Below are 12054 nucleotides of genomic sequence, written 5' to 3' on the forward strand. Positions count from 1 at the left end.
ATGAGCAGAGGGCTCCGGATGTCACCATCCGGAGCCCTTTTTGCGTCTTGGACTAGAGTACCGCCTTCAGGTAGTCGGAGGTGACGGTGCGCTTTTCCCTCTCCAGCGCGTTCACGTCCACTTCGACGAACTTCTCGTCCGGGGTGACCTTGAACAGCGGCTGCCCCTTGGAGACGATGGTGCCGTCGCCGGAGGTGACCAGGATCTTGTCGATGGTCCCGGCAAAGGGAGCGTACACCTTGTTGAACATCTTCATGACCTCGATGATGTACAGCGGCTGTCCCTTCTCGAAGTGCATCCCCTCGTAGGCGAAGGGGGGCATGCCCGGGGCTTCCTGGCCGTAGTACATGCCACCGCAGACGGCGACGATCTCGTCGGCCTTGGTGGCCGGCGGCGGGACCAGGATCTTCTTCATGCGCGCCTGCAGGTCCGGGTCGTTGAGGTATTCGGGGATGGTGATCTCCAGGTCCTCCTCGACGCGCAGTTCCCAGAACTTGGTATTCTGCCCGACCAGGAACAGCAAGCCCAGAAGCTCCAGGCCCGCCTCGTAGCCGAAGTGGGCGGAACGGATCTGCTGCCAGGTGTCGGCGTCGAAGCCACCCTGCGGCTCCTCCTTGTTGACGATCTCGTTCAGGGTGAAGTACTCGTCGCGGGCCAGACCGAAGTGCTCGCGCAGGGTCTTCGAGAAGCGCAGCGCCTGCTGCAGGAGCTCGTTGTCGTGGCTCCAGATGATCTCCGCCGCCGGCTTGTGCGGACGGTGGTTCATGTGCAGGTACTCGTAGGTCTCGTTCAGCACGCCGACCGGGTTTCTCAGCCACACCACCTTGCCGTTGTCGATGCGGAAGTTCTTGGTGTTGATGGAGAGCCAGCCCGAGAGCAGGTGCGGATCGCCCAGGAGACGCTCGATGGGACGGATGATCAGGGTCCCCTTGCGGTCCAGAAGCGACGACATGTTCTTGGACTCCTTGGCCTGGACCTCGGGCTGGTCCGCGTAGGCCTCGGCGACCCGCTTGGCGTAATGCTTCTTCATCTGCAGGAAGGCGTAGACCGGGTCGAGCTTGTTGGCCTCTTCCTTCAGGGTGCCGACCAGGGTCAGGTAGGGGACCACGAAGCGGGTGGTCGGCTTCGCCATCACGTTCCTGCCCAGGAACCAGTTCACCAGGCCGTAGTGGAACTCGAGGTTGGTGGCGAGGTCGGAGCCGCGCAGGGTGGTGGCGCGCAGCACCTCGGACATCTTGTCGTAGCTGGTCTTGCGGTCTTCACCGGTGGTGAGCAGCAGGGCGATGTTGGAGTCGTAGGCGCCGGCGACCTTGTACTTCATGAAGATGCCGGTGTCGGGGTTCACCATGCTGATACCCTGGTCGTCGCGGATCTCGCCTTCGATCGGCTTGGACCAGTAGCGGATCATGCCCCCTGCGTGCGGGGAGAGGGAGGCATCGGTGGCGTTGAGGCGCGCCTCGACGGCGGCGTTCATGCGCACCATGCGCTGCGGCTTGGGCACCCGCTTCTTGTGACGGGCGAGGATGGCCATCGCTTCCACCAGGCTCTCCACCACGAAGAAGTCGTTGGCGTCCTCCGGGTTCACGAACTTGAGCGCGTAGCAGAGTTCGGTGACGCGGTGCTCCACCTGGATCCTGGTGTTGACCTCCATGAAGTAGTGGCGGTCGCGGTCCACGATGCACTCGAAGGTGGAAGCGGAGTCAAGGCCTACCGCCTTGCCGAAACGCTCGGATTCCTCTTCCATCCTCTTCAGGACCTTGAGGTCGCTCTCGAGGGCCTTCACCTCGGCCTTCCTGCCGGCGATCTTGGCTTCCTCGATGGCGGTCATCAACCCTTCCTGGGTCACCGACACCTCGAGGAGCTTCTGCTCGTGCATCTGCAGGGAGCAGTCGCGGCCCCCCAGGGCGATGCACCAGTCGCCGTTGCCCAAGAGCTGGATCTCGTTGTGCCTGGTCTGCTCGATGTTGAGCTCGACCAGGACGTTCTTGTTGTCACCTACGCCGTTGGCCTTGACTTCGTTCAGGATCTCGCGCACGAGGCCCGGGGCATCGGCCGCCGCCTTGGCGATGTCGGCATCGCTGGCGTTTTTATTGGTGAGCAGGTCGGCACCCAGAAGGCGCTGACCCTTGCCGCCGCCGCCACCGATGGCTTTCAGGCGGACGCGGGACTGCGGGTGCTTCTTCAGCATGGCGGCGCACTCCGCCTCGACCTGGGCGCAGAGCTCCTCGATGGAGAAGAGGTCGATCCCCTTGTTGTAGGAGGCGTACAGGATGTGGTCGGCCAGGTCCTCCAGGGAGAGCTTCTCGTCGGCGAGCACCTGGGAATCGCAGTCGAGGCTGTCGGAGGCGACCAGCGCCAGGAGCTTCTCGCGGCTGCCGTGCTTCTTCACCAGGGTGCGGGCGGTGACGTTGTCGATACCGGGGGTGACGGAGACGTTCACCGAGAGGGCGGTCCTTTTCGCCTCGTCCTTCTTGCCGGCGCCGGTCTGGGTGGCGGCGCAGGGGCCGATGAAGGTGAGACCGGCCTTCTCGATGGCGCCGACGAACTCGTCGTCCTCGGCCATGAAGCCGTAGCCGGCGAAGATGGAGTCGTACCCGTTGTCCTTGGCGATGCTGATGATCTGGTGGATGCGCTCGACGCGCTCCTCCTTGCTGGCGCCGGTGTAATCGGGCACGCGGTGCACGCGGGTGGAGTCGGTCAGGGTGCGCAGCTCAGGCGCCAGGGCGTTCGGGTAGACGATGGAGTCCTTCTCGGAGAGCAGGATGCCGTAGTGGGTGATCCCCATCTCCTGGTAGACGTCCATCGCTTCCTTGCGGATCGGGCCGCGGCAGACGATGAGCGGCTTGAGATCTTCGCAGGCGAAGGAGCGGACCCACGCGGACGTGGAGGCGGAAAGCCTGCGGTCCCTGTGGATCAACGGGTTCTTGGTGTATTTTTCAGACGTGTGTGCCATCGCTTTCATCTCCGTTACGTTATAAAGCGCCGACGAGGGGCGGGCGCCCTGGCGTGCCAGCGCACCCTGCCCGAATCCTGCCTCGGGAGCGGTGCTCCCCCCTTGCGCAATTCCAATTCCCATATCAGTAGTCGCCATTAGTGGAACTCCCTTTGTACGGACTGCATCGGGCCCGGTTTGTAGTGACGCAGGAAGAAGTTGATGTTTTCGCCCAGTACCTTCCTCAGGTCGGTCGGCATGACCAGCGAGGAGATGGAGCCCAGGGAGAGCGCCTCTTTCGGGTTCATCAGCTCTTTCTCGTAGCGGGTGTTGAGCAGCGCCTCCTCGGCCTTGAGCCAGTCGGCGGCTTCCTTCTCGGCGTCGGCCTTGGCCAGTTCCGGCTTGACCCCGGCGTCGATCCTCTCCTGGGTGCCGCGCTTGACGCGCTCGATGACGGCGTTTCTGACCTTCCTCAGCTCGTCCTTGTAGACGAACTCCTTGCCTGCCGGCCCCATGACCGCGAGGCGGGTGGTGGGGAGGGCGAGCACCAGGTCGGCGCCGGTCGGGTAGTTGTTGTAGGAGGCGTAGGCGCCGCCGTAGGCGTTCCTGAGGATCAACAGGATGCGCGGGGTGCGGATGTCGACGATGGAGTCGAGCATGGCGCGGCCGGCCTGGACGATGCCGCGGGCCTCCTGCTCGCGGCCCGGCAGGAAGCCGGTGGTGTCTTCCATGAAGATCATCGGGATGTTGTAGATGTTGCAGAAGCGGTTGAAGCGGGCGATCTTGTAGGCCGCGTCGCAGTCGATCTGGCCGGAGTCGACGGCGGAGTTGTTGGCGACGAAGCCGACCACGTTGCCGCCCAGGCGGCCGAAAGCGGTGACCACGTTCCTGGCGCGGTCGCGCTGCATCTCGAAGTAGTCGCCGTGGTCGCAGATCTGCTGGATGATGATGGAAACGTCGAACGGCGTGTTGAAGCCGGTCGGGGAGTTGAAGGCCTTCTTCAGCAGGGTGTTGATCTCCCAGGTCTTACGGTCCAGCGGATCGCTGGTCTCCTGGTAGGGGGCCATCACCGAGTTGTTGTCCGGGATGTAGTTGAGCAGCATGATGGCGGTCCTGAGCGCCCCGACCTCGTCCTCGACGGTCAGGTCGGCGACGCCGGACTGCCCGTGCACCTTCGGTCCGCCCAGGTCCTCGGGGGTGACGTCCTCGCCGAGGACGCTCTTCACGACGCCCGGGCCGGTGAGGCCGAAGAAGGTGTCCTTGGGCTGGATCACGAAGCTCCCCTGGCGCGGCAGGTAGGAGCCGCCGCCGGCGTTGAAGCCGAACATGCACATGATGGAGGGGACCACGCCGGAGATCTTCCTGAGCGCGGTGAAGGCCTCGGCGTAGCCGTCCAGGCCGCCCACGCCCGCGGGGACGAAGGCGCCCGCGGAGTCATTCATGCCGATGACCGGGATACCCTTTTCGCCCGCCATGTAGAAGAGGCGGGCCAGCTTGTTGCCGTTGGTGGCGTCCATGGAGCCGGCGCGCACGGTGAAGTCGTGGCCGTAAACGGCGACGTCGCGGCCGTGGATGTTCAGGATGCCGGTCACCAGCGAGGCGCCGTCCAGGTTCTTGCCCCAGTTCTGGAACAGGATGTTGGGCTCGCACTCGGTCAGGACGCGGATCCTCTCCCATACGGTCATGCGCTTTTTAAAGTGCTGTTTCTCGATCTGGTCGATGCTCACCGACTTGATGGGGCGCTGGATCAGGTCGTAACCTTCCTTCATCGCCTCCTCGTAGCCGCCCGTGGCGCGGGAAATCTCGCCGGGGATGTTGAACTCGACCTTCTCCGCTACGTCAAACGGATTCTTCAATGAGGGCTTGATCATTTTATTCGACATTGTTGGCATCCTTCCGGGCTGTGGGATTTTGCATCTGTGTGCAGGGTACTGCGCAGTTCATCTACGTCCTCCTGGCTTTGATATTAAAAAAGTGTTGCAAATCTTTGTCAGTTAGCGAAAACGTCAACCGCTAGACGGTAAAAGAGGTCGTCCGGTACGGTGGTTTTTTTTAGTCTCCCTGAATATGGAGGGCAAGGAGACTGCGGCCGCCGGTTGTGTTGGGATGCGGGACCCAAGGTGAGCCGGAGGGTAGATGAGGCACTATTGCGGGTATTTAGCGAATCTGAAGGGGGTGTAACGCTAAGAAAGGTGCGTTTTGGCCGGGCCGGAGGATCGTCCTTTTTCTATGGAACAGTTCCCAAAATTTCATTTTGACTAAATGCGATTTCGGGCTGATTTAACCTGGCCTGGGTGCGCCGCAACGGCTAATGAGGCATAGTAAAACGAACTATTGTTTTACTTTTTAGGCGCGTACCCTTCATAAGGTTTTGCTTGGCTTTTGTCAATAAGAAAAAGAGTGTATACAGGCAAAGTGCCGGAAATACGAAGGGTTTTAAAGTGGGGCTAAAAAGGAGGAGGGAGGCGGCTGACAGGGGTTGCCTGTCAGCGCCTGATTTTGCGGGCCAGAAGCTCGACGGTATGCAATACCCTCGTTTTATCTCCTGCCTGTTTTAAGCCGTCCGAGAGCTGCATGATGCAGCCGGGGCAGCCGGTGACCACGGCGTCGGCGCCGGTGTCGATGATGGCCTTGCTCTTGCCGGCGTTGATGTCCAGCGAGCTCTCGTAGTGGTAGACGTTGAAGGTGCCGCCCAGGCCGCAGCAGCGGTCGGCCCCTTCCATCTCCACCAGGTCCAGCCCCGGGGTCTCTTTGAGCAGGGTGCGCGGCTGCTTGGCGATGCCGGCGGTCCGGTGGTGGCAGGGATCGTGGTAGGTGATGCGCATCCTCTGGCCGGTGCCGGTTTCCTCCGGGTGCAGACCCAGCTTCTGCAGCAGCACCGCCGCATCCACCGTTTTATCCGCCACCGCCTGGAGCCGCGCCTTCAATTCGGGGTTTCTCTTGCCGATCACCAGCGGGTAGAGCTTGTGCAGCGCGCCGCCGCAGGTGGCGCAGGCGGTCATCACGTAGTCGGCCTGGTGCTTCTCGATGGCGGCCAGGTTCTGCTCGGCCAGTTCGCGCACCGTATCGAGGTCGCCGCCGGACATGCCCGGCAGGCCGCAGCACTGCTGCCCCTGCGGGATGATCACGGTGCAGCCCAGGTGGCGGAACAGCGCCAGGGTCGCCTCGCCGATCTCGGTGTAGACGAAGTTGGTCATGCACCCCACGAAGAAGACGATGGTCGGCTTGCCCGGCTCACCCTTGATGATTTCGGGATGGCGTTTCATAAACGGCTTCTTGGCGATCTGCGGGATGTGACGGCTGCCGCCGATGAAGGGCATCGGGAAGCGCAGCCTCAGGCCGGAGGTGCTGGGGACCTTTCTGAAGAAGATCGGCCCCAGGACGGCCGCGGCAAGAGCGCCGAAGTTCATCAGCTTGCGGTTCCTGATCACCTGCCCCACCGCCTTGTGGAAGGTGGTGAGGCCGCGCCGCTGCGCCAGGGCCTCGCGGGCGGCGATGACGATCTCGTCGGTAGGGACCTGGTTCGGGCACTTGTCGACGCAGCTGCCGCACAGAAGGCACTTGGACATGGCCGCGTAGGTGCCGTCGTCGAGGGTGATGTCCCCCTTGACCAGGTGCTGGGCCAGGGCCACCTTGCCGCGCGCCGTGGCCGGCTCGCGCTGGAAGGTGCCGAAGGCGGGGCAGTTGGCGCGGCAGGCGCCGCACTTCACGCATTTCTTCATTTCCTGGGCTACCCGCTCGAGCGGGTCGGTGTGCTTCTTGGTCATGCTGGTTCTCTCTTCTTAGCGGCAATGGGAACTATGGGAGGGCTGGGAGTGATGGGAAACCCATAGTCGATTGTCCATTGTCAATTGCCGGTTGCCGGTTGCCGTTACGGCAGCATCTTGCCGGGGTTCAGGATGTTGTTGGGGTCCAGGGCGGCCTTGATGGACTTCATGGCGGCTATCTGGTCCGCGTTCAGCTCCAGGGGGATGTAGGGCTGCTTGGCAAGACCGACGCCGTGCTCGCCGGACATGGTGCCGCCAAGGTCCAGCGCCGCCTGGAACACTTCCTTGATCGCCTCGTGCGCCTTCTCCAACTGCCCCGGGACACTCTTGTCGATCATGATGTTGACGTGGATGTTGCCGTCGCCGGCATGGCCGAAGTTGACGATGGGGATGTCGTAACGCTTCTGGATCACCTCGATGCGACGGATCACGTCGGGCACCTTGCTCCTGGGGACCACGATGTCCTCGTTGAACTTGTCCGGGTTCACGTCGCGCAACGACGGCGACACCAGGCGGCGCACCCGCCACAACTCCTCGCTCTCGGCGGCATCCTTGGCCACCCGGAACTGCACCAGCCCCAGCGGCTCGATCAGCTTGTGGATCTGACCCGCCTGCTTCTCGATCAGGTCACGGTCGCCGTCCACCTCGATCAGGAGCACCGCCCGGGCGCTTTCCGGCATGCCCAGGTTGAAGCGGCGCTCGACGCAGGTGAGGGTGGCGTGGTCCATGAACTCCAGCGTGGTCGGGATGATCTTGTTCTTGATGATGGTGGAAACCGCGCGCGCCGCGCCGTCGATGGAGTCGAACACGGTGAGCATGGTCTTCTTCGAGTCCGGGTACGGGAGCAGCTTGAAGATGATCTTGGTGATGATCCCGAGCGTCCCCTCGGAGCCGCACAAAAGCTTGGTCAGGTCGTAGCCCACCACCCCCTTCACGGTCTCGCCGCCGGTGCGGATGATGGCGCCGGTCGGCAGCACCACCTCGAGCCCCATCACGAAGTCCTTGGTAACCCCGTACTTCACGGCACGCGGGCCGCCGGCGCACTCGGCGACGTTGCCGCCCAAGGTAGAGAACTTGAGCGAGGCGGGATCGGGCGGGTAGAAGAGCCCCAGTTTTTCCACCTCCATCTGGAAGGCCTCGGTGACGACACCCGGCTCGACCTCGGCCACCAGGTTGTCGGTGTCGATCCTGAGGATGCGGTTCATCCTGGTGGTCACCAGCACCACGCCGCCCCCTTTGGGAAGGGCTCCGCCGGTGAAGCCGCTGCCGGCTCCTCTCGGGAAGACCGGGAAGTTCTCCTTGTTGGCGAGCTGCAGGATGCGGGAAACCTGCTCGGGGCTGTCCGGGTGCACCACGGCGTCCGGGAGGAACTCCATCTGGGTGGCGTCATAGCCGTAGCAGATCAGGTCCTGCGCGCCGGTGGCGATGTTGTCGGCCCCGACGATGTCGGTGAGTTGCTGAAGGGTGCGTGCGTCTAGCATCTAGTGATTCCTTTCGTCTTTACTCCTCCCCCGGTAGGGGGGAGGTTGGGTGGGGGGGAAGCCTCGGCGGTTAGGCCATCGGGTAGCCCCCTCCCTGTCCCTCCCCCTCCGGGCCTTTGCCCACCGTAGGGCTTCGGTCCGCAGGCGGGGGCGGGGACGCGTGGGCGGCCTTTTCTAACTATGATGCACCGGCAGCACCGTGCCCCCTGAGGGGATCAGGTACGCCTTGTAGTCGTCCGGGAGCATGGGAACTGCCAGCTCCGTCGCCTCGTCGAGGGTCGCCGCGGGGATCATCCCCATGGTGCGCACCTCTTCCGCGGGCAGCTTGGATACCAGCACGATCCTGAATCGCTCAGCCTTTTCCTTCACCGACCAAGCCGTCTGGCCGTTGATCTCGTAGCGCTTCCTGAGGGCGGACTCGAGTTCGGCGCAGCTCTCATAGCTGAACCAGTTGAAGAAGGTGGCGTTGCCGTAGCCGTCCCGGCATTCGGCGAGGAGGATCATGACCCCTCCGGGCTTTAACGCGCGGCTGGCGTACTCCATCGACTTGTGGGCCTGGATCAGGTTGATGTCCTTGGGGAACCCCCCGCAGGACACGATGACCAGGTCTCCCTTCTCCTCGATGGGCGTGGAAAACGTGTCGTTGTAAAACCGGCATCCGGCCTCGTGCGCGGCCTGCCAGTCGCCGGCGTAGGCGGCGCAGATCTGCTTGTCGGGGCCGAGCACCGTGTTCAGGATGAAGTCGGGGGCGACCATGCCGCACGCCTCCAGCATCGCTTCGTGGACCGGGTTCCCCTCCAGGTTGCCGGCCACGGCCTTGGGGTGCCTGCCGCTCCCCTCCTCCGGGTTCAAAAGGGAGAAGTGGCTCGCCATGCAGCTTTTGCGGCTGGAGACGCCGGGGAGGATGCTCTTGCGGCCGCCGCCGAAGCCGGCGAAGTAGTGAAAGGTTACCGCGCCGGTCAGGATGACCCGGTCCGCCTCGGTAACCCTGCGGTTCACCTCCACCGGCACGCCCCGCTGGGTATCGCCCAGGTAGACCAGCTCTCCGGGGTCATCGCATTCATGATCGGTGACCTTGATCCTGCCGTACAACTCGCCCACGATCTTCTTGTGCTCGGCCGGGGTCTGCTTGCGGTGGATCCCCAGCGCGATGACGATCTCGATATCCCGGTCCTTGATGCCGACGGAGTTGAGCCGTGAGACCAACAGGGGAAGGTAGACCTCGCTCCCGGTGGGACGGGTCACGTCGGAGGTGACGATGACTACGCGGTCGCCGGGGGCGAAGCTCGCCAGGGAATCGGTGCAGCCGTCGAGAGCGCGCTCGACCAGCTCGACCGGTGTTCCCTGCCGCTGGAAAGGGCGGGGGCCCAGCACGGAAAGGAGATGTTCCGGAGCAAGCTGCAGAGGGTAGCTGTGTTCGCCGCATTTAAGCTCGAGCATCGGATTATGATACATATTCGACCTCCGATACGCAACTGTTTACCAGATGCAGTTGGCTGGATAAGGAATTGAAGTGACTGGCATAGAAGTCGACGTGCCGACTGTCTCGCAAGGCGAGGGGCGGGCGAATGATTGTTCGCCCCTACAGGTGACACAGGACAGGCCCCGCACCGGCCCAGCGGGGGCGCACACGGTTCTGCCGGAGCAGACGGATGTGTGGCCGTAGCGAAGTATACGACGGGATGATAAAAATATTTTAAGAAATTACCCTTCGGGATATGAATTAGATTGACAAAATGGGGCGTTTTCGATAACAATCACCCGTTTTTATGACTATGTTGGAAGGCACGCCTTTTTTGAGGCATATCCAAATAGGAGGAATTTTTTCAATGGAACAGTATGCAGTAGTCTTCGCCCTGGTCTGTGCCGCGGCTGCAGTCGCCTACGGTCTGATCTCGGCCCAGTGGATCCTGGGACTTCCCCAGGGTAACGAGCGGATGAAGCAGATCGCCTCCGCGATCCAGGAAGGCGCCGGCGCCTACATGAAGCGTCAGTACACCATCATCGCGGTGGTGGGCGTTGCCATGTTCGTCGCCCTCTTCGCTTCCCTCGGCTGGATGACCGCAGTCGGCTTCCTGGTCGGCGCCGTGTTCTCCGGTCTCACCGGCTTCATCGGGATGTTCGTCTCGGTGCGCGCCAACGTGAGGACCACCGAGGCTGCCAAATCCGGCATCCACAAGGCTCTCAACGTTGCCTTCAAAGGCGGCGCCATCACCGGCATGCTGGTCGTCGGTCTGGGCCTTCTGGGCGTGGCTGGCTACTACATGTTCCTGCAGGCTGTCATGCCGGGCGCTCCGGTCAAGGACGTGGTCAGCCAGCTGGTCGGCCTCGGCTTCGGCGGCTCGCTGATCTCCATTTTCGCCCGTCTGGGCGGCGGTATCTTCACCAAGGGTGCTGACGTCGGCGCCGACCTCGTGGGTAAGGTCGAGGCTGGCATCCCCGAGGACGACCCGCGCAACCCGGCCGTCATCGCGGACAACGTAGGCGACAACGTCGGCGACTGCGCCGGCATGGCCGCTGACCTCTTCGAGACCTACGCCGTTACCCTGATCGCCGCCATGCTGCTGGGCGCCATCAGCTTCGGCAACCCGGGCGCGGTCAGCTACCCGCTGATCCTGGGCGGCATCTCCATCATCGCTTCCATCATCGGCACCTACTTCGTAAAGCTGGGCGGCTCCGGCAAGATCATGGGCGCTCTCTACAAGGGCCTCATCGCTTCCGGCGTGATCGCCTGCATCGCCTTCTACTTCGTCACCGTGCAGATGTTCCCGCAGGGGCTTGCCGAGGCTAACGGGGCGGTCATCTCCGCAACCAACATCTTCATCTCCGCCATCGTCGGTCTGGTGGTAACCGGTGCCATCTTCTGGATCACCGAGTACTACACCTCCACCGAGTTCGCCCCGGTGAAGCACATCGCGGAAGCTTCCAAGACCGGCCACGCCACCAACATCATCGCCGGCCTCGGCATCTCCATGAAGTCGACCGCTCTTCCGGTCATCGTCATCTCCGCTGGCATCATCGTCGCGGCCAACTGCGCCGGCGTGTACGGCATTGCCATCGCCGCCGTTTCCATGCTCTCCCTGACCGGTATCGTCGTAGCCATGGACGCCTACGGCCCGATCACCGACAACGCCGGCGGCATCGCCGAGATGGCCGAACTGGACGACTCCGTGCGCGCCGTCACCGACCCGCTCGACGCGGTCGGCAACACCACCAAGGCCGTCACCAAGGGCTACGCCATCGGCTCCGCCGGTCTGGCCGCCATCATCCTGTTCACCTCCTACGTCCAGGAGCTGACCATCGCCGACAAGACCTTCTCCCTTTCCGATCCGAAGATCATCGTCGGTCTCTTCATCGGCGGCATGCTTCCCTACTACTTCGCCGCTATGTGCATGGAAGCCGTCGGTAAAGCGGGCGGCGCGGTCGTCGACGAAGTTCGTCGCCAGTTCCGCACCATCGCGGGAATCATGGAAGGTACCGGCAAGCCCGACTACGCTTCCTGCGTCGACATCGTGACCAAGACCGCTCTCAAAGAGATGGTCATTCCCGGCCTCATCCCGATCCTCGCCCCGATCATCGTCGGCTTCACCCTCGGGCCCAAGGCTCTGGGCGGCGTCATCGTCGGCTCCATCGTTACCGGTATCTTCGTGGCTATCTCCATGACCACCGGCGGCGGCGCTTGGGACAACGCCAAGAAGTACATCGAGGACGGCTACCACGGCGGCAAAGGTAGCGAAGCCCACAAGGCTGCCGTTACCGGCGACACCGTAGGCGACCCGTACAAGGACACCGCCGGCCCGGCGGTCAACCCGATGATCAAGATCATCAACATCGTGTCCCTGCTCATCGTTCCGCTGCTGAACAAGATGTAGCA

The 12054-nt window shown here is 63.0% G+C and carries 6 protein-coding genes; 1 reads left to right on the top strand and 5 read right to left on the bottom strand.

Features of this window, described 5'->3' with window-relative positions; translation table 11 throughout:
• Positions 1-52: 52 nt before the first annotated feature.
• The 5 genes from H7687_RS04260 to H7687_RS04280 all read right to left on the bottom strand — a co-directional run bounded on the left by H7687_RS04260 (position 53) and on the right by H7687_RS04280 (position 9635).
• The gene (locus tag H7687_RS04260; protein ID WP_183345438.1) at positions 53-2953 is read right to left on the bottom strand and encodes an ATP-binding protein; all 2901 of its coding nucleotides are present in this window, start codon (positions 2951-2953) and stop codon (positions 53-55) included.
• Between the two features lie 137 nt (positions 2954-3090).
• The gene (locus H7687_RS04265; RefSeq protein ID WP_183345440.1) at positions 3091-4815 is read right to left on the bottom strand and encodes an acyl-CoA carboxylase subunit beta; all 1725 of its coding nucleotides are present in this window, start codon (positions 4813-4815) and stop codon (positions 3091-3093) included.
• Between the two features lie 603 nt (positions 4816-5418).
• Positions 5419-6699 carry a (Fe-S)-binding protein gene (locus tag H7687_RS04270; RefSeq protein WP_183345442.1) on the bottom strand — a complete coding sequence of 427 codons (1281 nt, stop codon included), beginning with the start codon at positions 6697-6699 and terminating at the stop codon, positions 5419-5421.
• A gap of 104 nt (positions 6700-6803) precedes the next feature.
• Entirely contained in the window at positions 6804-8180 is a 1377-nt protein-coding gene (locus H7687_RS04275) for an FAD-binding oxidoreductase (RefSeq protein ID WP_183345444.1), read from the bottom strand.
• A 174-nt stretch (positions 8181-8354) separates the two neighbouring features.
• A complete protein-coding gene (locus H7687_RS04280) occupies positions 8355-9635 on the bottom strand; it encodes a nickel-dependent lactate racemase family protein (RefSeq protein WP_183345446.1) in 1281 nt (426 codons plus the stop codon).
• Positions 9636-10009: 374 nt separating this feature from the next.
• Here H7687_RS04280 and H7687_RS04285 point away from each other — a divergent pair, with 374 nt between their 5' ends.
• A complete protein-coding gene (locus tag H7687_RS04285; protein ID WP_183345449.1) occupies positions 10010-12052 on the top strand; it encodes a sodium-translocating pyrophosphatase in 2043 nt (680 codons plus the stop codon).
• Positions 12053-12054: the final 2 nt, after the last annotated feature.

The sequence above is a fragment of the Geomonas paludis genome (assembly GCF_014193585.1).
Classification (GTDB): domain Bacteria; phylum Desulfobacterota; class Desulfuromonadia; order Geobacterales; family Geobacteraceae; genus Geomonas; species Geomonas paludis.